The following is a 24,626-nucleotide window of genomic DNA, read 5'->3' on the forward strand; positions in this document are numbered from 1 at the left end:
GCCCCTCCTTCTTCGAGTTCTCGATAACGTATTGCGATGACGATTTCCCCTCGCTCACAGCTTCGCCGGGTCGGCCCCATTTGAGAAGCCTAGCAAAAGAGAGTAAAAAAATTACTCATGAGTAACAAATTTACTCGCTTTGGTGAAAAATCAAAGAGAAATGGTCAGGAAAATTGTAAAATTTCAAGAAAGAAAGGGTTGGATATTGAGTCAAAGAGGAATTGGGAATTTGTTAACCGTGTTTCGGGATTTGAGCATCGATATTTGGTAAATTGTGAGACCTAAAGACTCGCTGGGGTGAGGCAAACAACAATACCCCCGGGTAAGCCTGGGAGGCGCAACCCGGGGAATAAATGATATATGGGAAGTGCATTAGCCGCCAACAATCTCTAAAGGACCAACAATTTTCCGCTAATGCCCCTGGGAGCTAAATAATGCCTTTCAAATTCATTTAGCATTGAGGAAGAAGCCCGGGGTGATTTTTTTGTTAAACGTTTATCGTGATTCTGAACATTGAACCATTAGCGTAATTTTGAATTAGATCCGCATTTTAACCATTAACATTTAACCTTTAACACAAGCAGACCAAATATGAAATTAATTGTAAGAAGTTAATTCACCCCAACCTTAATCACCTGACCTGTGATCAACGTTTTCAAACTTTTGATATAGCAATCCACCACATGGGACATGGGTGCTGGGGTATGTCCTGGAAAATACCTGGCAAGAGCTGGAGCGGAATCGGCCACCAATGGAGGGCTCACCACATTGAGCCTGTACCCCAATTTTAAAAAATCCCCATAAGCCCCTATGACAAATCCATTGACGGCACTATTGACCGTACTGAGTACGGTGCCATGGGGAATAGGATCCTCAGCCAAAATACCCGAAGTCAAAGTAACACTACCTCCTTTATTAAGGTATTTGGTAGCCGTCATCGCCACATGGATCTGGCCCATCATCTTATATTGTACCCCTTTCATGAAGTCATCATAGGAAATATCCTTTAGCGGTTTTGCCGGGGCAGAACCGGCAGTTACAATTACTGCATCCAACTTGCCTACTTTTTCAAACATTTTCTCCACGGCCTTGGGATCGGTCATATCCGCCTTAATATCCCCGGAATTCCTTCCTGCAGTGATCACTTCATTTTCTGCTGCCAATCTATTTTTGATTTTCTTTCCGATGGTCCCCTGCCCACCGACCAATAAAATTTTCATAATTACAAAATTTAAAATGAAACAGAATTTAAACCCAATTAAAAACGATCAGGCTTTTCCTACTTAACAAAACCTAAGAGAATAGGGTTACCTAAAGCAGGTAATCAATTTACTTGAATTTTTAAAAAACCCATAAAAAAACAATAAATATGGTGGGATGGTGGATTTTGTTATTGATTATTTCTGTTTATCCACTTTCTATCCGGTAAGCTATTTGAAAATGGAAATCATTTGAAAATAATAAAACAATTGGTGCTATTCCGGCCGTTTAGGGGCCTGGTAGATTACTTCTGGAATTTGATTTAAGGGCCAATAATAGTAGAGAAAAAAATTATTAATGGTGAATGATTAATTACCTATCCTACGCTTCTCCAATAATTAGGAGAAAAGGTTATAGAACCCTATACAAATAAAGGTCCCAGGCAGATTCTTTATGTTTAAATAGCTTTAATAATTTCACTCTTTTCTCCCCTATAAATGGATCCGTAGAGATCAAATATTTACAGCCCATTTTTAACAATTGATCATAATTATAATCCACATTTTTCAACTCCACCCTATCAAACCATTTGCACCTGATAAAATGATCCCCTTGAAGCTGGTTAAACAAATAACATTTATTGCCCCAGCCCATAAAGTGGGAATAAAGGCCCTTTTCACCTCCTGGTTGCAACTCACTTTTTATTATTTTAAAAAACTGATGTTTATAGGTCAAGGGGTAATTGCCCGTATATCCGTCAATACTTTTCAAGCCATTAAAGGTGGCAACTCCCGGATGAATCCCCAAACTACCCACCTTGAAAGGTCTTGTATTATTCTTATTTAAAAAATTTTTAATTTCTTCAAATTGTTTCTGGGCATAGAACTCCCGGTAGGAAGGATAATGCTCTCCCATTCCCACCAGTGGTTTAAGGAATATATTTCTGTGATTATCATCCAGCACCAAAAAATTCCAGGAAATAATAATTGCTCCTACACCCAAAAAATCCATCTTTTATAACAATAAATTTTTTGCAGGACTAATGCCAAGCTCATCATCAAAAGAGGAGCGATAAACAATGAAAAGCGGTCATAACTGAATTGATTTAATTTTTTGAGTAACTCAAAGCTATCCAAAAACGGAGTATATTTCAGAAAAGAGGCTGCCCCAGCGATCAACAAACACCCTATTAGGAGTTTAACCAATAATTTATCTTCCTCAGGGAGTTGATTTTTGTGATAAAGCTTTTTGGATAAAACGCCAAATAGACCTCCCCCAGCTACAACTATTAGGAATGGACTAAAATAAGTTCCATGCAATATCCCTTTGCTTAAATGATTTAAGAAAACACCCCAAAAATCCTGATGGAAATAGGCAAAACTGTGAATTTCATATTCTGCCCGGTGGGGAATAAACCAATCCCTGGCAAAAAAATAAATTTCAAATAAACGGTAATTTGTCGCTGTAAAAAGCAGCGTGAGCAAAAAAAGACCATACCAGTAATGGGGATTTGTTTTTTTCTTTCTTATCCAAAATCCAATCCCTACCAGAAAAACAGCAATTCCTACAAATAGGCCATGCAAATGTAATTGGGAATAAATCACATAAAAACCAATCAGAGCCATATACTTTATTGTCAATAGCTTACCCTTGCTAAGTTGGTAAAAAACAAAAAAAACGGTGGGATAAAAAGCTGTTCCTATTCCCCCTTCCGGCCAAAAGGGCAAGGTGGCCCACAACAGGGAAAATACCATAACCGGCCATCCTCTCCAGGACTTTTTCCAAAACCACGAGAAATGGAAAGCGCTACAAAAAGCTATAATCTGAATTAGGATTTTATTGAATAGAATGGCCTGAAAGGGCTCCAGAAAATAAAAAAACCAGGTTTTCAAAAACCATTCACTGGCAAAAACTCCCCTGGGCAATTCATTCAACATCCCTTTTACCACAAAATCATTGGGCTTCAATATGGCATTTTGATCTATCAGGGTTTTGTACCAGGGCACCACCAATTCCAAATAATCATTGGCATACCAAACCGAATCTTTGCCTAAAATAAAATAGGGGGAGTAAAAAATAATTAATGCTAACAGGCCAATTAGAAAATAAGGCAGCCAGAAGTTAGTTTGAAAACGATTATTTATTTCCATGATCAAATATCAAAAATCATTTGCAATTATGCTGAGGGAATTAAATTATTCTGAATACCCGCTCCCCTGCTTGTAGAAAAATCTCCTGAGGAAAATCATTTGCTCCTAATTTCCTCCCATTGGCATTGTTACTTGTGTAAAATGAATTATTATGATTTTAGGTAATAAATCAAATTGGAGGACATTCCAGTCATAGATTAAGTTCAAAAACAAATTTAAAATCCTGAATGGGTATAATTTTTCTAAAAGTTAATTCCCGGTAAAAAATCCAACCATTTTTACCCGCCATCTACTTTATTAAAACCACAAAAAATCCTTCATCTATGAAGGAGGTAAAAAGGTCATTTACCCCATACAAATAAAAGTCCAAGGCAGAATCCTTATGTTTAAAAAGCCTCAAAAATTCATCCTGTCCTAATTAAGCAACCTTATTCTAATCCCTTGGTTTTTTCCCTGTTTTTAGGGAATAGGAATTCTTTTTTTAATGTTTTATTTTCAGTATCAACCAAAAGCAGATCATTATGAGCCTTGATAAATTCCAAAAAAGCATAAAAAGTGATAAGAAGCCATCTGATGACCTTTCAGTCCCACTGCAATCCCTCTGGTGGGATGGAAAAGGAGATTGGGACAAAGCCCATGATTTGGTAAATGAAAAATCAGATACTGCATCTGCCCATGTCCATGCTTACCTGCACCGCAAAGAAGGGGACCTCTCCAATGCATCCTTTTGGTACCGGAGGGCAGGAAAGCCAATTTCTGAATTGGACCTGGAAAAAGAATGGGAACAACTGGTTGTCGAATTATTGGAAAATGGATCTTAGATATTAGTTATTGGTTAACTGTTATTAGGTGATTTCTTAATTGTTAAGCGTAATTCGAGAACTGGGATTTGATAATCGTAAATTTTCGATTTAGCGTTAAAACCATAAAACGCATCCCCATCAATAAAGCGTATGGAATGATCTGCCCGGTTCCCTCTCCCTAAAGGAAGAGGACTGGGGTAAGGGTGGTTTTGTTTAAGCGTTATTCGTTAAGCTGGATGGAAAATCAGGAATTAATAATCGTAAATTTAGGATTCAGGAATTGTTAATTCGTGATATGGGGTTCGCAAATCGGAAATTGTATAGTGGGATCCGAAGCGTTTTTTTTCTTCCTTCTAAATTTTCCTGATTTTTATCAGCATTGCTCCCTACTGATATCATAATTTTTGAAATGCTTTCTAAAGAGTTTTGTGGAAGCAAAACCGAAAAGCTTTATGATATCAAAACAACTGTTAAAAAAATATGATGTGGCTGTTCCTCGGTACACCAGCTACCCTACTGTTCCACTTTGGGAGGACAATCTGAATGAAGCTTTATGGATACAAAAAGTCCAAAAGGCATATCAGGATTTTGGCTGTAATGAGGGCATTACTTTATATATCCATCTTCCCTTCTGTGAGAGCCTTTGTACCTATTGTGGATGTAATAAAAGAATTACCAAAAACCACCAAAATGAGGGTCCCTATATTCAGGGCATAATAAAAGAATGGGAACAGTACCTGAAGGTCCTGCCAGAAAAGCCCAAATTAGCAGGAATTCATTTGGGAGGAGGTACACCCACTTTCTTTTCTCCTGAAAATCTTCGGAAGATGATTTCATTTATCAGGGAAAGCTCCACGGTATTACCCCATGCGGAATTTAGTTTTGAGGGCCATCCCAACAACACCACCATGGGGCACCTCAAATCCCTCAATCAACTTGGTTTTGATAGGGTGAGCTATGGGATCCAGGATTTAAACCCATTGGTCCAAAAGACCATCAACCGGATCCAACCCCTGGAAAAAGTAATAGAGGCCACAGGCAATGCCAGAAAGGCCGGGTTCAAAGCCATTAATTTTGACCTGATATATGGCCTTCCCCATCAAACGGTCAAAACTATTAAGGAAACCGTTGATGCCATTGCACCGCTAAAGCCTGAAAGGATTGCTTTCTATAGCTATGCCCATGTTCCCACGGTTTTCCCTGCCCAAAGGAGCTTTGAAGCCCATTTGCCCATGAAAGACCAAAAAAGAGAATTGTACGAAACGGGAAAAAGATTATTAGAGGACCTGGGATATATAGAAATAGGCATGGATCATTTTTCCCTAAAGGAGGATACTCTTTACCAGGCACAGCAAAAACAGGGATTGCATCGTAACTTTATGGGCTATACCACCCAGCCTTCCAAAATGCTTTTGGGATTGGGCAATAGTGCCATCAGTGATGTGTATTATGCCTATGCCCAAAACACCAAGGATATAGACTTGTATTTGGAACAAACCAATTTAAACCACCTTTCCATCAGCAGAGGCCATTTGATGAACCATTTGGACATTGAAATCCGGCAGACCATTTTGGATTTAATGTGCCATTACCAAACTCCTCTGGAATACCTAACCTGCAGCAGGGCTACCATTTCCGATTTGGAAGACCTGGCTGATGATGGGTTGGTAATCCTTTCCAGGGGAAAAGTGCAAGTCACAGAATTAGGGAAACCATTTATTAGAAATATCTGTGCGGCATTTGACCAAAGGATGCATGATCAGCGAATGCGGAAATTTATGTTTAGCAAAGCCATTTAATTGAATAATGGGTTAATTTTTATCGAAGGAAAATAGGTGAACCTATCATGCCTAAGGCTGGGCGGGAATTGAAATTCCGCCCAGCATTTTTCAGCATGGCCCCATACCACCGAATAGGGCGAAAAAGAAATCCAGAGGTGTTAACCCCTGGCTAGGAAACATTAGTACCCATGGCTTTAGCAGCTACCCCATTCCTACTGCAAATTCTTTACAGCTAAAGCCCCAATATCTTAATCCCTGGAATAAGTCAATTCTGTTTTTCTATTTTGTTTGAAGGGATGCAAAATTCTACAATGACACCTGAAACTGCATGACCACCATGCCTTTTCTGTCCCCGCTGATCCAATTATTTCCATCTCCTGAACTTTCTTGGATAAACAGGGGTCGATTTTGATAATTAAGAGACAATTTGGTCCTGTGGCCATTGATTAACCAATTTACACCTCCCTCATACATCAACATGGGGTCATCCAGGAGGTCAAAATGGGAATATTGGCTGGAAACGTAGGGCTGCAGGGTACCGCTACTTCCCAAAAGGTCCCTCCTAAAAAGGTAGGCGCCCTGGGCAAAAAATGTATCCCCGGTACCAATTGTAGGAAAGGCACTTCCGGGACCATTAAAACTCCCATTTCCATTGATGCCATTGGCAGGGTTCATTGCCCCAATATTGCGAACATAGTTTTTGCCGTAATCACTGTTTTGATAGGCGGCATAGAAAGTAATGGCATTTCCTTTTTGGACATCAACGGGCCGGTCATAAAATAAATCCACAGCAAAAAGACCAAGATTTGACCTCAACGTATCTACCCTGTTTTCGGCCAGATTCCACATGGCATCTTTCTGGGTCATAAAACCTGCCCCAATATTAAGTACCCTTTTCCTTCCCAGGTAAGATCCACTTTGGTATGGGGTAAGATTGGATTCTGTATCCCAAAACTGATATTTAAAATACCCTTGAAACTGGGCATTTCCCTGCTCAGCAGCAAAAAGCGAATTTTCTTCTATCCTTGCCTCCTGGCCGGTGGATTGCTGCACAGACATGGGATCGGAAACCACCACCCTGTAATCGAGTTTTCCGATCAAGCCTTTGGCATAAATGCTGAATTTCCGCACAAACTGATCATTGATATCATTGGTCCCTTGCTGGTACAAAGGGGCATCCAAAGATAGAATGGAACCGACTGAAGGTGAGGAATAACGGGAAATTCCATTCCAACCTGTCAATCCACCACCAATAGAGAGCTGGTCACCGATCACCCTGTATTCTCCAATGGCATCCAGGAAGAAAATCCCCTGTTTTCTGGGAGACCGATAAGAAAGATTGTTTTGGCCAAATTGGGTATAGAAAAAAACCTTATCGGACAATTGCCCATAAACCTGAATCCTGGTCCTTCGCAAACCTATATCAAAAGTTTCACCTCTGGCCTCACCAAAAACTGTGGAGCCAGGGTTGCTCTGGTTATAACGGAACCAAATCTGGTTGAGGAAGGTCCCTTTTACGTAGTGGCTCCCATCTTCATTTAAAGGAAATATCAGGGATTTGTTTTCCTTTTTGTTGCTTTTTACTGATTGTGCCTCAGTCTGGTGGAAAAAAATGACCATTCCAAGGAGAAAAAGACTAAAATACTTCATGTTTTTTTTGATAGTTACTGTAGGTTGGTTTTAAGCAAATAATTTTTGTTACAAAGGTAATTTTTAAGCCTTAAGCATACCACCTATTTTATTTAAACATCTAGAATACACTGAAATCATCGTTCAAGGATGATTTCGAAAGCCTTTTTCCTTGATGGTTGGTCAATAGAATTTAAAAAAAATCGGGCCTGCTAGATAGCAAGCCCGAAAAATGTGATAAGTCAGTTGAAATAATTAATTATTTCTTTTTTAAAATCCCTACACACCCTCCACCAGGAGCCAGGTGGACCTCCAATTGGGAATCAGGACCAACTTCCATTTTTTCCACCACATAATCCTCAGCATAGCGGTGGGCATTTTTTCCGTCCCTCAACAGGGTCAATTCATAAGTTCCTTCTGGAAGAAATGAAAAATCGAAATTAAGATCTCGGGCATCCCAATTAGTCATCGCACCCAAATACCAATTTTCCCCATTCCTTCGAACCATTTGAGCCATCTCACCTACCTTTCCATCCAAAGCAATCGTTTCATCCCAAACGGTTGGAATTTGGGCAATCACTTCCACGGTCTGAGAATCCTTCAAATAGGCAGAGGGAGAGTCACAGAGCATTTGAAGTGGGCTTTCATACAAAACATACATGGCTGCCTGGTGAGCCCTGGTCCCCTGACTCATAGGCCGTTCAAATCTCGGAGTAAAATTCTCCTTTTGGGCATTGCTCATGGCCCCAGGTGTATAATCCATTGGCCCTACAGCCATTCTGATAAAGGGCAGGGTCAAATTATGTTCTGGGGTAACCAGTTTCCCCCATTTATGGTTTTCACTTCCCTTTACCCCTTCATAACTCACCACATTGGGATAAGCTCTTCTTAATCCTGAAGGTTTAAATGCCCCATGATAATCCACCAATAGGTTTCTTTTCCCAGCTTCCCTGGCAATTTTAGTATAAGAATTGACCATATATTGATCTGCCCGTTGCATAAAGTCCACTTTGATGCCTTTGGCTCCCCAATCACTGTAAGTTTGTAGGATATTTTCCAAATCTGCATCCAAAGGAACCCAAAGACACCATAAAATTATCCCTACTCCTTTTTCTTTTCCGTAAGCAATAATTTCATGAACATCCATTTCGGGATTGAATTCCGTAATTTCGGTTGTGGATTTGGTCCATCCTTCATCCAGAATAACATATTCCAAACCATACTGGGCAGCAAAATCTATATAATATTTATAGGTAACGGTATTCAGTCCGGATTCAAAATCCACGCCGAAAATGTTATTGGCATTGTACCAGTCCCAGGCTACTTTGCCTGGTTTGATCCAATCGGTTTTTTCCAATTTCAAGGGTCGGGAAAGTTTAAAAACCATATCATTTTCCAGGAATGCTTTATCCTCCTTGTCGATCATAAAAAATCTCCAGGGGAAGCTTCTTTCCCCTTGAGTGGCTGCAATATAATTGGCCTCCTTGGTGATGTTCACACTCCGGTCCTCCTCAGAAGGTTTTGGTTGGGTTTCTAAAACTACTTTGGGAAAAATCGCTTGAAAGGCCTGTCCCTCCCCTTTTTTCAAAAACAAATTGGGATAGTCATAAAGATCTGCTTCTGAAAACAGTACTTTAAACTCCTCTTCTTTTCCAAACATAACAGGAAGGGAACAAAATGCTCCATTTTCTATTTCATCAATATCCATTTTAAAATATTCCCTTTCATAATGGGAATACATCCCTTCCTCCTGGGGAAAAAATGAATGGGAACCTTCCGGAAAAGTAAGGTCCATTCTTTCAGCATGGACGTTTATTTCATTTGGAATTTGGGTCAAAAAACGATAAGCTACACCTTCATTATACACCCTGAACTGGATAGAAAACCGATCCTCAAATTTTAACTCAAGGCTTTTGTAACTATTATTTACCTTACTTTGCTTTAGAGGAACAACTGGGGCGAGCGTTTCTTCCATTTCATTTTCATGGTAATCCTTCAATTTCGAGTTCCAACCCAATTTTTGATTTTCGATTTCCAGGCCTATTACCGCTTTTTTGATAACGTTTTGGCCATATTTTTTTACAGACCATGAAATCTCTTCTCCAACTTCGACCGTTAATACGGTTTGCTGGTCTTTTGAAGTTAAATTGAACACCTGTTCTGCATGGACTGAAAAGACCATAAAATACAGGACAATAGGTAAAATTCCTTTTTTCATAATAAGTTTAATAGGTTTAGGTTTAATGATTATTAATTTCCCCCCCCCACTCACCAATCCTATCTTTTTAATTATCATAAAATTCAATAAATGGGGATAATTAATCGGACAATAATAAAAATTAAAATATCTAAAAATGAAATTTTAACAGATTTTTATTCGTGTTTTATCAATACTTACAATCTATTTATATCCTTTTTCCTTTACCAAAAATATTTGATAAAACCATTAAGGAACTCAGGAATATTGGGTTAAATTCTGGTTAACTACTTGCCTAGAGGGATTGCAAATCCCCAAAATATTTAAGGCCTGATTGCAAATCAGGACCAGGTCATGTTCGGGATTGCAAATCCCGAACAGCAGTAGTTGAATAACCTGACCTGCTTCGATTATCCCCGATCTTCAAGGCGTCTTTGCTCTTTTTCTCTTTCAGCTCAAAAAAAAAGGCTGTCCGGAAAAATCGGACAGCCCATTTTAATGCTAATTAAAGCAAAATTTATTCGCGGATTTGGCCGGAGCCAAATACATAGTATTTATTGGTCACCAATTGTTCCAGTCCTAATGGACCTCGGTGGTGCAACTTGTCAGTACTAATGGCCAATTCAGCACCTACGCCCATTTGTCCACCATCGGTAAAACGGGTGGAAGCATTATGGTAAACAGCAGCACTGTCCACTTGCTCCATAAACTTGGCTGCTTTCTCCTTGTCCTTGGTCAAGATGGTACTGGAGTGTCCACCGCTGTATTTATTGATTTTGCTGATGGCTTCATCCAAGCCCTTCACTTGTCCGACAAGCGCTTTTAGTGCCAAAAATTCCTCATACCAGGTATCTTCAGAAGGGATTTCAGAAGCACCATTCAGTAAAGGAAGGACCTCTTTTTCAGCCACAATTTCAACTTTGTGGGATTTCAAAGTTTCGGCCAAATCCTTCAATTTCCCCTCAAAATCAGGGATAGATTGATCTACCAAAATTTTATCCAAAGCATTGCAACCACTGATTTTTTGGGTCTTGGCATTGACCATTACTTTTTTGGCCAATTCCCAATCGGCATCATCAGCTACATAGGCAAAGTTGTTACCTCTACCGCTGACCAATACCGCACATTGAGCATGTTCCTTAACGAAGGCAATTAATCTTTCACCTCCACGGGGAACGATCAAATCCAGTTTTTCAGATGGATTTTTCAAGAATGCCTGAGTTTCTTCCCTGTTAAGGGTAAACAGTTCGATCCAATCCTTGCTCAAACCATTTTCCTCAAGGGCTTCATGCCAGCATTCCACCAAGACCTTATTACTGTTGATGGCTTCTTTACCGCCTTTAAGCAAAATTTTACTATTGGCTTTGAAAGCAAGCACGGCAGCTTCGATGGTCACATCCGGACGGGATTCATAAATAATCATGATGGTCCCAAAGGGAGCCGTCTGGTTGACAATTTCCAAACCATTGGGCAGTGACCTTTTGGAAATCACCTTCCCAACAGGATCTTCTTGTTCCATTACCTCACGAACGGCCTGGATCATCCCATCAATTTTAGATTGATCCACAACAAGCCGGTCATAAAGAGCCTGGTCATCCTTCTGGAAAGCATCCAAGTCAGCCTTATTGGCTTCCAAAATCTTATCCCGCTTTTTGTCGATGATTTTCATCATCGATTCCAAAACGCGATTTTTTACTGCTGTATCTAATAATTCCATGTTTGAATAATCTTATTGTTTGATGTTTGAATTATGGGTTTCACCTCAGGGATTAATTTTCATCCTCTGCTGTGATCCTTGTCCCTACTTCTATGCCATCTACAATATCAACGATCACATTTTCCCTTTTTCCATTGGCAATGAAAGTGGAAATATTTTTTCTGGCCGCATCTTTGGCAACTCCCAATTTGGATTTCATGCCTCCACGACCCTCTGCTTCACCTTTTCCGGATTCTGTAATAAAATGTTCCACTTTTTGATCTGCGGTAACATGCTTGATCATTTCACTGTCTTCATCATCCGGGTGTCCAGTGTATAAGCCTTCCGTATCTGTCAGCAAGATCAACATATCGGCATTGATCAGCTCGGCAACCAAGCTGGCCAATTCATCATTATCGGTAAAGGTGGACATGGAAAGGGATACTGCATCATCCTCATTGGCAATTGGAATGATTCCCTCCGAAAGCAGGCCTTCATAACAATTGATCATATTTTCCCGGTGTTTACCTGGGTCGAAGTCCCTCTTGGTAGCCAATACCTGGGCACAACGCATCCCATAATCCTGGAAAATATTATAATAATGGCGCATCATTCTTGGCTGACCAACAGCAGAGAACACCTGCCTTCTGATAATTTTATCTTCAATATCCACCCCATTGCTCAGCACTTCCTTTCCGGCAATTACTGAACCCGAAGATACAAGCACAGACATAATGTCCCGCTCATAAAGGGTGGCTATCTGGTCAACCAATTTTCTTAGTACGGTATTGACAATGCGATTGTCCTTATTGGTCATCACATTGGTCCCTACCTTAATTACTATCCTTTTAGGTTCTTCCATATTAGGCATCACTATCACTATATTCCTTACCTAATTCAACGGCCCTGTTAAATGCTGCATAGGCCGCCTCCTGAATCAAGGCTTTCACATTATTATCTTCCATGGAGTCCAATGCAGCTCTGGTGGTACCACCTTTAGAAGCTACTCTGTTCATCCACGCTTCTGGATCCAAGTCTGAAGAGGCAAATAATTCCACTGCTCCAGCAAAGGTCTGCTCTACCAATACTTTAGAATCATGTTCTGAGAATCCCATTTTACGGGCAGCCTCCAACATGGATTGCATAAAATAGAAAATGTAAGCCGGGCCACTACCTGAAATACCAGTAGAGGCATCCACATCATTTTCAGTATCCAACCTTACAGAACGGCCGGTAGTATCAAGCAGATTTTCAACTGTGGAAAGTTCCAAACGGGAAACTTCATCCGAAGCAGTAAAGGAAGTCAAACCTTTACCAACTTGTGCTGGCAAGTTAGGCATGGCTCTTACTACTTTATTTCTTCCCAATCCGTTTTTGAGGGCTTGGATGGTCACACCCGCCATCAAAGAAATAAAAATCTGCCCTTCACTTACCAATGGCTTCAAGTCTTCCATGAGTGCCTGAGCATGATAAGGCTTAACCGCAATAAAAATCACATCTGCTATAGGAACACAATCATTAAGCGATTCATAAACCGCAAAATGACTTTTTTTCCTTAATTCTTCCGTTTTTTCCTTGGAAGCATCTAGGATCAATAAATCACGGTCTTTAAGAAATCTAGATTTAGCAATGGCTTCAGCATAGGTCAAGCCCATGTTTCCTCCACCGATTACGAGAACTTTCATAGTAATATTTAGATAGGTTAATATAAATTTTAAATGGAGCTTTTCTCCAATCTAATCTTATTTTTATCCCTCATGCCACAATCTTCGTGCAGGGATGCCAATTATTAAAAATAACCCCTTTTATGGGTCATTATGTCACCGACAAGTACATGTCCGTTTTATCAATATCTTAATTATATTCGATATCCTCAATTATTTTAACTTTTTCCCCAAAAATCGGTTATTTATTGCCAAATCCTTAATTAAACTGAAAAAAAGTCAGCTTTTGGTTTTTTACTGATTTCTACCCCTCATTTCAACAGACATTCTGTCACAACACCTTTTTTTCAAGGATCGGCATTTTGGGGCGGCTAAATAATAACATGGGGTCCCAAGAATAAGTTTATCCAATACCCTTCCGGCAACTGGATACACCAATATACTAAATAAAATTGGCTTGACTTGCCCGTACCCACCTGAATCCCGGAAATAGAGGTCGGACTTTTCAACTTTTTGGAAAAATCAGCGATAAAAAACAATCCCTTTACCGAAATCTGATTTATAAATGTTAATTGTTAACTGTATTAACCGTCAAGAGATTAGCCAACAATGAAAGACATTAAACATTAACATTTGAATCACTATTATCGAATCACAAATCCTAATTTAATGAAAAGGACCCTCTCCCCAGCTCTTTCCCTTTAAGGAGAGGGAGCCGGTTTGTAACTTTTTATTCAGCAAATTGTTGATTTGGTAACTTGATAGCCCTACCCTGATTCTCCAATAAACAAATCACAATTATTATTTATCTAATCACAAATAAGGATTAATCAAATTACCCAATAACCAATTCCATCAAGGAATTTAGATTTTCAAAAGCATTGATTTACCTTTGGGGCATTATCCAAATACCAAACGAACCGCTATGAAATACAGGAAACTTGGAAATACTGAGGGAAAATTATCGGCCATCGGGCTGGGTTGTATGGGGATGAGCATGGCTTATGGCCCCAGGGATGACCAGCAATCTGCCAAAACTCTTTCCCATTCCCTGGATTTGGGAATCAATTTTTGGGATACAGCGGATATGTATGGCAATGGTCATAATGAAGAATTGATTGGAAAAGCCTTAAAAGGCAATAGGGATAAAATATTCCTGGCTACCAAATTTGGATTCAGGCAAAGGGAATCCGAGCCTGGAACTTATTTTGATGGAAGCCCAGAATATGTAAAACAAGCTTGCGAGGCAAGTCTTAAAAGGTTGGGAGTGGACACCATCGACCTTTATTATAGCCACCGGGTGGATCCCAAAGTTCCCATTGAAGAAACCGTAGGAGCAATGGCTGAATTGGTCAAAGAGGGCAAAGTACGTTACCTTGGTTTGTCAGAGGCATCTCCTGAATCCATAAAAAAAGCCCATGCAGTCCATCCCATTACCGCATTACAAACAGAATATTCACTGTTTACCAGGGATGTGGAAAAAGAAATCCTTCCACTTTGCCGGGAACTGGGCATTGGTTTTATCCCTTATAGTCCATTGGGAAGGGGACTATTAACTGGCGCAATGAAAGAGGCACCAAGTGGAGATGATGATTACCGGAAAAAGCTTCCCCGTTTTCAGGAGGAAAGTTTTAAGCATAACAAAAGGTTGGTGGAAAAGCTGGAAGAAATTGCCAGGGAGAAAAAATGCACTCCTGCCCAACTGGCCCTGGTATGGTTACTTGACCAGGGAGATGATATCATCCCGATTCCAGGGACTAAAAAAGTAAAATACCTGGAGGAAAATATTGCTGCCATTGACCTTTCCCTGACCAAAGAAGAAGCCAAGTCTATCCGGGAATTTACTGAGGCCATAAAGGTAGAAGGTGACCGTTATACTCCAGGTGCTTTTAAATTGGTGAACAATTAAAAATAAAAGCTCAAATCACGGTTTGCGCAATAACACCAATTTAGTTCGCCAAATTAAGTTGAAGATTTATCAATGGACACCAGCCAATTGTCCAAATTACCCTTGGCTTGGGGATTCAATTAATTTGCACGGCCTTCAGGTAAGAATAGGTTAATTGAATTCCATTATCAAAGCCCTTTTGGAGGAAATCCATTAGGGCTTTTTTTTAACCTTATTATTTTTTCTCTGGAAAATGGGGCTGACACTTTTTAATCCCTTAAACTATTAAAATTAAAAAAAAGCCTGTTAAGGCTTCTACAGGAATAACTCCGGTTGTAAGCCGGAGTGGAATATATTGCGCAGTCCTACCAAGCCCATTAGGGGTTGAACAATAAAAAGAGTTTATTCAAAAACGACCAAATTTCATATAACCTAATTCATCAAAGATCAAAAACAACTACCCCATTGAGGCCTGCGGGCTCAGTTTCTAACACTTCCACCTTTACCTTTCTTTGAATTTTGTTTTCTGCTTTTTCGATCAAAAAATCCAGGTATTCCTTATTGATTTCCTTGCCTACCAATACCAACTCTATTGTTCCGGAATCAATTCCTTTGGCATAATCTCCGATCACATATGCCTTTTGCACATTTCCCAGGTTTTTGATCACCACTTCCACCAAACGGTCGAAACCGAGGTACTTGGCCACCAGGCTTTTCATCTCCCTAAAAAGTGGATGCTTTTGGTTGGCAAAATAGGATTTGGTATTTCCCTCCTGCTCAGAGTCAAGTATCCCTGCTTCAGAAAGGCGGTTTAGCTCCACCCTCACGGAATTGGTAGATTCTTTAAACTCCTCAGCTAATCCCCGGAGATACCCTTTATTGGTATCCTGGGTAAAAAACTTGATCAGGAGTTTCACCCTTGTTTTAGATGTTATCAGTATATCCAGCATGGATGCTTAAAATTGTGGCTAAAATGAAGGTTACATTTGCCCCTTTCCTTATCTCCAATCTGGAGGGATAGGCATGAGTAAAATTATTACTCATGAGTAACAAATTTACTCTAATTCAATTAAAAAACAATTTTATTGTCAAAAAGTGCAGGGATGTGAATACAAAACCTAATAAATTCATTTTTTCATAAAAAGTCTGAAAATAAAAATAGGCCCCAATTGAAATGGAAACACAATAGCCCTCGTTTGAAACGAGGGCTATTTTTATTTTGGCATTAATAATACCCCTATTCCAAAACTAAGGATCCATTTCCCGGTAAAATCACCTTTCCTTCCTTCATTGCAGCTCCATTCAAAGCATATACCGCTTTGTGCAAATTTTCCGCCAATTCAACCTCTACTTCATTTTCACCTACATTATGAAGTACAAATAACTCTTGTTCTCCCACTTTCCGCTTAAAAGCCATAACAGCTTTAGGAAAGCCATTTTCCACCAATTCCAGTTCCCCAATGGCCAATGCTGGATTGGTATTTCTTAATTCAATCAAGGTTTTATAATGGTTATAATAACTATTGGGATTTTCCTTTTGCTGAGAAAGAGGTGTTACGGTTTTATCTGTAGAAAATTCCGGTTGGATCCATTTTGTCCTGCCTTCATCTTTTTCCCTGGCTTTCCATAGAAATGGCTCCCTGATATGGGGATCAGGTTTTTTGCCCAACATACCAATTTCCTCTCCATAGTAAAGGTAAGGAGCACCAGGCATGGTCATCAAAATGGCGATGGCCTGTTTCATTTTGTTTTCATCTTTACCCAACTCATTCAAAAGCCGTGGCTGGTCATGATTGGAAGAAATGGTGGCATCAATAAAATCATCAGTAATCCCCTGATAATAATCCAATATTTCTTTCTGCTTCCTGGCTAGCAACATTCCATCCTGCTTTTCAAATGCTTCCAATAATGTATAATGGAAATCAAAATTGAATAAGGCCGGCAAACCAGGAAGATATGGGGCCACCACCTCTTTCATATCATACACCTCTCCTACCAAATAAACATCGGGGTTGACCTTTTCCATTTCTGCCCTAAACTCCTTCCAAAATGCATGGTTGTCTTCAGCCCGGTCATCAGGATAAATATGCTTGGCGGCATCCAACCTGAAACCATCCACACCAACTTCCTCCAGCCAGTACTCTCCTATATCATAGATTTCTTCTCTGACTTTTGGATTATCAAAATTCAAATCCGGCATATCTCCGGTGAAAAACCCATAGTAATAATCATTTCCTTTTCCTGGATCATGCCACTGACGGATATTGTCACTGTCCAGGGTGATTGTCTTTTTATCCAGGTAATCTTGAATAGTATCGGCCTGTGCCCAAACATAATAATCCCGGTATGGGTTATCCCTGCCTTTTTTGGCTTCCAGGAACCAGGGATGTTCATCACTGGTATGATTGATGATCATATCAATCACCACTTTAATATCTCGTTTATGGGCTTCTTCAATTAATCTTTTAAAATCCTCCATATTACCATAATCCGGATGAATGGCTTTGTAATCGGTAACATCATATTTATGGTAACTTGGAGAAGGCATGATGGGCATGAACCAAATGGCATTTGCTCCCAAATCCCGGACATGATCCAACTTTTGAATTACTCCATTTACATCACCGATACTATCCCCATCGGTATCATAATAAGATTGAATAAAAATTTCATAGGTAATACCCGCTTCAGGCCAGTAGTTTTTGATTTCTTTAGAGGCCTTTTCTGTTTTGGTACTACAGCCGGCCAACAAAATCAACAATAGGTAAATCGGGTTTGTTTTTAGGTTTTTCAACATAATTATTTAGGGTTTAAACAAAAAAAGACCGTCTCTGAAGTTTTAACCACTCCGAACAAATAATCTGGAGAATTCTCCCCGGAAAATTGAACCCTGTAATTAAACCTCTTGAGACGGCCTTCTCTTAGAAATTAAGTTTTCTTAATTTTTGTCGATTGCGTTTAGCATATCGAAGGCAACTTCTAATCTTTTCACGAAGTTTTCTTCGCCTTTTCTCAACCATACTCGAGGGTCATAGAATTTCTTATTTGGGTTTTCAGCCCCATCAGGGTTACCCAATTGGGTTTGAAGGTATCCTTCTTTGTCTTTGTAATATTTCAAGATACCTTCCCAGAATGCCCATTGCATATCAGTGTCAATGTTCATCTTGATAGAACCATAACCGGTTGCTTCACGGATTTCTTCTACAGAAGAACCAGATCCACCATGGAATACAAACCTTACAGGCTTATCTCCCAAACCGTATTTTTCACTGATAAATTCTTGGGAATTTTTAAGGATCTTAGGTTGCAAACTCACATTACCTGGCTTATACACGCCATGTACATTACCAAAAGCCGCAGCCACAGTGAACATGTCACTTACTTTGTTCAACTCTTCGTAAGCATAGGCTACTTCTTCAGGTTGGGTATAAAGCTTGGAGCTATCGATATCTGTGTTGTCCACGCCATCTTCTTCACCACCGGTCACACCTAGTTCAATTTCAATAGCCATTTCCAGCTTCTTGAATTCATTAAGGTATTTGGCAGAAGTTTCAATATTTTCTTCAATAGACTCTTCAGAAAGGTCCAACATATGGGAGCTGAACAATGGCTTTTTGAAAGCTTCATAGTGTTTTTTGCCAGCTTCCAACATGCCATCTACCCATGGAAGTAATTTCTTGGCAGCATGGTCGGTATGCAAAATAACAGGTACACCATAGGCTTCAGCCATAAGGTGAACGTGATGGGCCCCAGAAACGGCCCCTGCAATAGAAGCTTGTTGCTTATCATTAGGCAATCCTTTTCCGGCAAAGAACTGGGCTCCACCGTTAGAGAATTGTATGATTACAGGAGAATTTACCTTTTTGGCGGTTTCCAATACTGCATTTACTGTACTGGTGTTGATCACATTAACCGCAGGCATAGCAAACTCACTTTCCTTGGCATAATCCAACAGGTCTTTCAATTCTTCACCGTACTTAACTCCTGGTTTGAATTTCATAATTGAATGGTTTTAGGTTTGATTACTGTTTGATAAACTGCTTTCGCAGCAAATGACGATTGTCATAAAGCTCAAAGATATAAAGTCCTGCTCTAATATCCTTTAATTGAAAGCCTAAAATGTTATCATTTCCGTAATTCACCCCTTCCCTGTGGACTTTTCCATGCATATCCAGTATTCTATAGCGAAAATCCACCATATTACCCGGCACTTTCACATGCAATTTATCTGTAGCAGGCACCGGGTATAGCTTTAATTCCTGCCCTCGCCCTCCTTTTTCGGGTATGGCTGTAATCAAATTTTCTTCTAAAATCTGCCCCTCAGGCATTGGCAAAGATTGATCTGTTAGGATATAAAATTCATTGACACCTAATTCAATTTCCTTGGAATTGCCTTCAACCTGCCATTCATCGCCGTTCAAATAATTGTACCAGGTGCCTTCAAATGGAAAAGCCAAACTCACCTGATTGGCATTGGTCAAACCAAAATTGCCGACAATGACCACATTTAACGCTTCATCCCCTAACCAAATGGTTTTCACCTTCCCTTCAAGATCTAAACTTACATTATCTGGCTGGTTCATTACTTGATATCCATTTTTCAGCTGGATCATGGCCTTGTACAAATGAAATAGCCTTTGTCTTTCCTCATTCTCTAAATATTCCCAGTGGGTTGGCTTTATGCCCAGGCGATCATTGTTCAATTCCTCATCATAGCCCAATTCCCCAAACTGCCAGATCATTTTTGGAGCGGGAATACCAAAGTAAAAAGCTGTTAATAGCTGGTTCCGATTGATTGCATTAGGTAGGGCTTGCAGGTCCACAATGGAGCGGTCTCCAAAATTCAGGGTTTCCCACATCAACCTTTCTTCATCATGGCTTTCCATATACCCCACCAAATTATTTTCCTGCCAGGCTCTTTCCTGAAAATAGCCATAGGAAAAATCCCTGGACTGCCCTTTGGCCATCTCACGGAAGGTATGGTTCATATTGCCCCAAAGCATCAACCCATGGTCAGCAAGAATTTTTTCCTCACTATTGACAGCCAGGTGCTCCAAAATCACATAGGCCTCAGGATGGTGGGATTGGATTTCCTCATACATCCGTTTCAATAGGGCAATCCTGGAATCATCCTTTTGGGACCATTGCTCTACATCATTCCCATAATCTTTTTGGGTAAATCCCTTGCTTAAGTCAAAACGGTACCCATCAAAATGGTACTCCGACAACCAGTAATGGTTTACTGAATCCACCAAATCCTGGGTGTATGTACTTTCATGGTTAAAATCATAGCCCACATTAAACGGGTGTTTTGCCACGGTATTTAACCAAGGGTTTTCCGCAGTTGGAGCTCCATAATCGCCTTCATTATACAACCTGACTAATGGGCTTTGTCCAAAAGCATGATTCAATACCATATCCAAAATGACCACCATCCCCCTTTTGTGGGCTTCATCAATCAGAGTTTTCAGGTCATCTTTGCTTCCATAATATTTATCAGGAGCAAAGAAAAAGGATGGATTATAGCCCCAGGAAATATTTCCCTCAAACTCCATTATTGGCATCAACTCCAAAGCATTGATGCCCAGGTCCTGCAAATAGTCCAGCTTTTCAATTACGGCCTTGTAAGTCCTTCTTTCATCAAAATCCCGAACCAAAAGCTCATAAATCACCAATTCCTCAGGAGCAGGTTTTTCATAATCTGTGTATTGCCAATTAAATTCTTCCTGAGCGGTTTGTAAAAAAGAAGCTTGGAAATTAGTCTTGTCACCTGGATAAGGCAAAAGTCCAGGATGCCTGTTTTGATCGATGATTTCCTGATCATGATAAGGGTCGGAGATTTTGTCTGCATAAGGGTCTGCAATGCGGATATTTCCATCCACCAGGTATTGGAAAATATATTCTTTTTGAGGTTCCAGACCAGTCAGATGGTACCAAAACAATTCCCCGTCAGGGGTTTGGTTCATTTGGTATTCGGGAAGGATTTTCCAACCATTAAAATCTCCAATTACAAAAGCATTTTCCTTCCCGGGAGCTTCCAATACCAAAGTGGTTTCGGTGTCGGAAACGTAATTAATTCCTTTTTTAGCCCCAGCCGGTAAAGGCAACACCGGACTTTCTCCTGCTACGGTTAAATAAATAGTTTGAGTCACCGTTTCTTCACCAGCCATAGCCCGGGCTTCCACTTCAAACAATCCCGAAGAGGAAGCAGAAAAGGTATGAGTTAAGGAAGTAGAAGAAGTGACAGTTGCCAGCTCATTGCCATTGATCGATAAGGAAATCTGTGCTTCCTGAGAAGAAATAATTTCAATTTGAAGTTCTTCCCCAATTTCCAGCAATTGGCTTTCGCTTTGGGGCTGAAGAAAGTTCAGCTCAAAACCTTGGGCCAAATCCACAAATATATCTCCATTGGAGTCAGATTTACCCTCTTTGCTCCCATCCGCATTTCTAAATACCATTCCCAGACGGTAAATGGTTTCGCTGTTGGGATTTTCAAAAAAGGAATTTGGGGTCAGTTCAAATTCCCAGATATCCGTTTCCCCTTCCACCCGGGTCATTTGGGCAGCGGGATCATCCGTCCCCCATTCAAAAGGCACAATACTCCAAACTGTCGAGGAAGGGCTTTCTGTTACTGCTCCAATATGAATATACACTTGATCCTCCCCTTCCAATCCGGAAGTCCCCATACTGGCATCATAGATGATTTTCACACTTTGATTGGCCTCAGGAAAAGCAGGCTGGGTTTGAACCTGTGCTTTAACCTGGAAACAAAGCAACCAAAGGATAAAAACCAATATTAGATTAAGATTATTTTGAATCCTCATTTCTGGAAAAAGACCCTCCGGGAAAACAGGCCCCAGAAGGTCAATTGGGGTTTATTTAACAGTTTTATTAATTTTTCTCCAAAGTATACGTTACCTCTCCTGGGGTTTTAAAATCCATGGTGATGGTATAACTTCCAGCTTCATCTACGGAGATATCGGCTCCTCCTGCTTCTAAAACCCCATCGCCATCATCATCCCCATAATTATTATCCCAGGCATCATTGGCCCGAAACTTCATTAATCCTGCGGTCAGGTCCGTTGTGAGTGTCAGGACATTTTCCTCTGGATCAAACTCCAGGGGAGTAGAGGAATCCCAGCCACCAGCCGTAGCATCGCCAATGATACCCCAATAAAGTGGATCAGCGATACTGAAAGTCTTATTGGCCAAGTCAACAGTCAGTTCAAAAGTACCTACACCCTCAGCCACAATATCATCTCCGTTGGCATCAAGGGTTCCATCTGCCCCATCATCACCATAATTAATATCCCAATTGGGTTCTTCATTGACCTTAAAAGCACCAGACCCTCCCAGTATATGGACAAAGCCTTCATATACCTGGTCACCATTATCATCATAGATCACCGTATTTTCATTGGCCGGATTCCAGCCTTGGTAGTCTCCGGGGATATATAATTTTGGAAACTCCAATGCCACTTTATAGGGTGTCAGGTTCATGGTTATCGTTTCTGAAAACTCATCATCGACATCTGGGCTTACCCTTGACCTGACCCTAAATTCAACTTCAGAAGCTTCCCCGGGAGAAAGACCCTTAGTCAACAATTTTTGATTGAAATCACCATAGTTAATTTTCGCGGGTGATTTGGAGGTCATAACTACATTGAGTGGCTCAGCAAAACCATTTCCTACCAGGTCCATTTGAACGGTATAAGTTACTGCTGCGGAAAACCCGTAATCCACTTCCTCAAACTCAAAGGAAACTTCTTCCATTTCCTGTTCTGAGGTAAGGGTTAAGGAAGTGCCTGAGGAAGGCGTCATCAATACCGGAGCAGAAGGGTCCGACTTGATTACAGGATCCAGGGCATCTGTGCAGGACCAGGCCATCAACAGGGCTAGTCCAAGAAATATATTTTGATAGATACTTTTCATTATATCAATTTTTTAGGTTAAAGGGAATTTATCATTGACGTTATAATTTGGGAATGCAGCATCTACCTTCTGCATTCCCAATTATTGAAGGGATTAATACCCTTCATTTTGCTCCAACCGGGGATTGGCGGTCAGGTCTGCTGCTGGAAGTGGATAGAGATCCCTATAATCCTCCACGGCATTTCCTTCAAAGGTTCCGCCTTTCCATTGCCAGATATAATCAGCTGAAGTAAACCGGCCAAACCGGACCAAATCGGTCCTGCGATGGCCTTCCCATTTCAGTTCCCTGGCTCTTTCATCCAGGATAAAATCCAAATTAAGTTGGCCAGCTGTTATATTCCCGGAAGCATCTCCATAGGCACGTTCACGGAGTTCATTGATATAGGCCAAAGCCTGAGCTTCACCTCCACCAGAACCTCCTCTCAATACAGCTTCAGCATACATCAAATAGGCATCAGCCAATCGGAACAGGGGAAAGTCAGTATCCACCTGATCATTGCCGGGACTGGAACCCCTTTGACCTTCACGGGTAACATTTTTGTATTTTATTACAGCATATCCATCCTGAAAAATGGCAACATCCTCAATATCCAAATTTTGTTCCTCCGTATGAAAAAGCCCTCTTGCATCTGGAGAACCATCAGTACCTGGATAAAGCTGAACCACTTCCGGGCGGGTACGCAAACCTTGCCACCCACCTGGGATACCAAACTCTTCCCGGTCCATAGTACCTCCGACGGCTGCATTGACCAAGAAGGTGGTCCCACCAAAGCTGGTCGTATTTACCCCATCAAAGGCTACAGGGAAAATCAGTTCTTCAGATAAATGATTATCGGCCAGAAACAAGTGGTTATAATTGGGTTCCAGAGAATAGCCACTTCCGATCACCTGGTTCAGGTAAGTAATGGCATCGGTGTACCTGTCCTCTCCTATGTACACTTCAGCATTTAGGTATAGTTTGGCCAGGAGCATCCAGGCAGCGGCCTTATCCGCCCTGGCATATTCATTTTGGCGGGCATCCACCAAGTTTGGAAGGATGTCCAGCAATTCACTTTCCACATAAGCAAATAAATCTGCCCTGTTGGTTTGCTCAGGGAAATATGCCCCTACCCCATCTTCTTCAGTTACGAAAGGCACATTGCCAAACATATCCAAAGCATGATAGTAACTCAATGCTCTCAGGAACCTGGCTTCAGCTCTATACAACCTTGTAGTTTCCAGATCGGCATCAACAATTCCCCGTGCAGCAAGTTTATCATCACTGGTTTCCCGGATAAATTCATTGGCTAGGGAAATTTGATAAAAAATCCTATAGTACATGGCCGCAACAAAGCCATTATCCGAAGACCACTGCATCGTATTCAGTGTAGGCAGCCCTTCATCATTCCAGGCAATAATGGCCTCATCGGTGGGCAATTCCTGTAGCTTCCAATAAGCCCTGATATAGGTGGAAGCTCCTTCGTCGAGCCCACTGATATCCGGATCTCCTGCTGGGCCTTGCTGGCCACTTACTGCCAGGCCTCCATACAGTTTTGCTAAAACATTTTTGTAATTACCAAAGTCTTCATACACTTGGATAGAAGTCACCTCATTATAAGGCTCCAGATCCAAATCATTACAGGCGGCAAAAGGTAGAAGTAGTACACATACCATCGCCCATTTATATATCCAATTCAATTTCATGTT

At 40.6% G+C, this 24,626-nt stretch carries 17 protein-coding genes; 3 read left to right on the forward strand and 14 right to left on the reverse strand.

All coding sequences use genetic code 11. The annotated features are described in order from the left end of the window. Positions 1-611: 611 nt before the first annotated feature. The 3 genes from QWY93_RS00855 to QWY93_RS00865 form a co-directional block, all read right to left on the reverse strand. The gene (locus QWY93_RS00855; RefSeq protein ID WP_290246306.1) at positions 612-1,220 is read right to left on the reverse strand and encodes a short chain dehydrogenase; all 609 of its coding nucleotides are present in this window, start codon (positions 1,218-1,220) and stop codon (positions 612-614) included. A gap of 391 nt (positions 1,221-1,611) precedes the next feature. Next, positions 1,612-2,211, reverse strand: a complete 600-nt coding sequence (locus tag QWY93_RS00860; RefSeq protein ID WP_290246307.1) for a DUF6044 family protein — start codon at positions 2,209-2,211, stop codon at positions 1,612-1,614. Then, positions 2,193-3,350, reverse strand: a complete 1,158-nt coding sequence (locus QWY93_RS00865; protein ID WP_290246308.1) for a DUF6044 family protein — start codon at positions 3,348-3,350, stop codon at positions 2,193-2,195. Before QWY93_RS00865 ends, QWY93_RS00860 begins: the two co-directional genes overlap by 19 nt. A gap of 521 nt (positions 3,351-3,871) precedes the next feature. Here QWY93_RS00865 and QWY93_RS00870 point away from each other — a divergent pair. Then, complete coding sequence (locus QWY93_RS00870; RefSeq protein ID WP_290246309.1) at positions 3,872-4,171, forward strand: hypothetical protein; 300 nt, start codon at positions 3,872-3,874, stop codon at positions 4,169-4,171. 434 nt (positions 4,172-4,605) lie between these two features. Then, positions 4,606-5,952, forward strand: coding sequence for an oxygen-independent coproporphyrinogen III oxidase (gene hemN, locus QWY93_RS00875; RefSeq protein WP_290246310.1), 1,347 nt, complete (start codon positions 4,606-4,608; stop codon positions 5,950-5,952). 288 nt (positions 5,953-6,240) lie between these two features. On the opposite strand, the gene QWY93_RS00880 is transcribed toward hemN, so the two are convergent. The 5 genes from QWY93_RS00880 to proC all read right to left on the reverse strand — a co-directional run bounded on the left by QWY93_RS00880 (position 6,241) and on the right by proC (position 13,141). Beyond that, positions 6,241-7,584 (reverse strand): hypothetical protein, encoded by a 1,344-nt coding sequence (locus QWY93_RS00880; protein ID WP_290246311.1) that lies wholly within the window; start codon positions 7,582-7,584, stop codon positions 6,241-6,243. Between the two features lie 238 nt (positions 7,585-7,822). Then, positions 7,823-9,781, reverse strand: a complete 1,959-nt coding sequence (locus QWY93_RS00885; RefSeq protein ID WP_290246312.1) for a glycoside hydrolase family 97 protein — start codon at positions 9,779-9,781, stop codon at positions 7,823-7,825. A gap of 496 nt (positions 9,782-10,277) precedes the next feature. Continuing rightward, complete coding sequence (locus QWY93_RS00890; RefSeq protein WP_290246313.1) at positions 10,278-11,477, reverse strand: glutamate-5-semialdehyde dehydrogenase; 1,200 nt, start codon at positions 11,475-11,477, stop codon at positions 10,278-10,280. 52 nt (positions 11,478-11,529) lie between these two features. Next, the gene (proB, locus tag QWY93_RS00895) at positions 11,530-12,318 is read right to left on the reverse strand and encodes a glutamate 5-kinase (RefSeq protein WP_290246314.1); all 789 of its coding nucleotides are present in this window, start codon (positions 12,316-12,318) and stop codon (positions 11,530-11,532) included. A 1-nt stretch (position 12,319) separates the two neighbouring features. After that, on the reverse strand, positions 12,320-13,141 hold the full coding sequence (gene proC / locus QWY93_RS00900; RefSeq protein WP_290246315.1) for a pyrroline-5-carboxylate reductase: 822 nt from the start codon (positions 13,139-13,141) through the stop codon (positions 12,320-12,322). Positions 13,142-14,045: 904 nt separating this feature from the next. On the opposite strand from proC, the gene QWY93_RS00905 reads away from it, so the two are divergent. Next, a complete protein-coding gene (locus QWY93_RS00905; protein WP_290246316.1) occupies positions 14,046-15,029 on the forward strand; it encodes an aldo/keto reductase in 984 nt (327 codons plus the stop codon). Positions 15,030-15,448: 419 nt separating this feature from the next. On the opposite strand, the gene QWY93_RS00910 is transcribed toward QWY93_RS00905, so the two are convergent. From QWY93_RS00910 to QWY93_RS00935, 6 genes are all read right to left on the reverse strand, one after another. Further along, a complete protein-coding gene (locus QWY93_RS00910; RefSeq protein WP_290246317.1) occupies positions 15,449-15,958 on the reverse strand; it encodes an ArsR family transcriptional regulator in 510 nt (169 codons plus the stop codon). A gap of 287 nt (positions 15,959-16,245) precedes the next feature. Next, entirely contained in the window at positions 16,246-17,805 is a 1,560-nt protein-coding gene (locus tag QWY93_RS00915) for an alpha-amylase family glycosyl hydrolase (protein ID WP_290246318.1), read from the reverse strand. 141 nt (positions 17,806-17,946) lie between these two features. After that, positions 17,947-19,008 (reverse strand): class II fructose-bisphosphate aldolase, encoded by a 1,062-nt coding sequence (gene fbaA, locus QWY93_RS00920; RefSeq protein WP_290246319.1) that lies wholly within the window; start codon positions 19,006-19,008, stop codon positions 17,947-17,949. A 22-nt stretch (positions 19,009-19,030) separates the two neighbouring features. Continuing rightward, positions 19,031-21,832: an alpha-amylase family glycosyl hydrolase gene (locus tag QWY93_RS00925; RefSeq protein ID WP_290246320.1), complete on the reverse strand. Its 2,802-nt coding sequence runs from the start codon at positions 21,830-21,832 to the stop codon at positions 19,031-19,033. A gap of 67 nt (positions 21,833-21,899) precedes the next feature. Continuing rightward, positions 21,900-22,940: a SusE domain-containing protein gene (locus QWY93_RS00930; protein WP_290246321.1), complete on the reverse strand. Its 1,041-nt coding sequence runs from the start codon at positions 22,938-22,940 to the stop codon at positions 21,900-21,902. A gap of 93 nt (positions 22,941-23,033) precedes the next feature. Next, positions 23,034-24,623: a RagB/SusD family nutrient uptake outer membrane protein gene (locus QWY93_RS00935; RefSeq protein ID WP_290246322.1), complete on the reverse strand. Its 1,590-nt coding sequence runs from the start codon at positions 24,621-24,623 to the stop codon at positions 23,034-23,036. Positions 24,624-24,626 lie beyond the last annotated feature (3 nt).

This window comes from Echinicola jeungdonensis (assembly GCF_030409905.1).
GTDB classification, from domain to species: Bacteria; Bacteroidota; Bacteroidia; order Cytophagales; family Cyclobacteriaceae; genus Echinicola; species Echinicola jeungdonensis.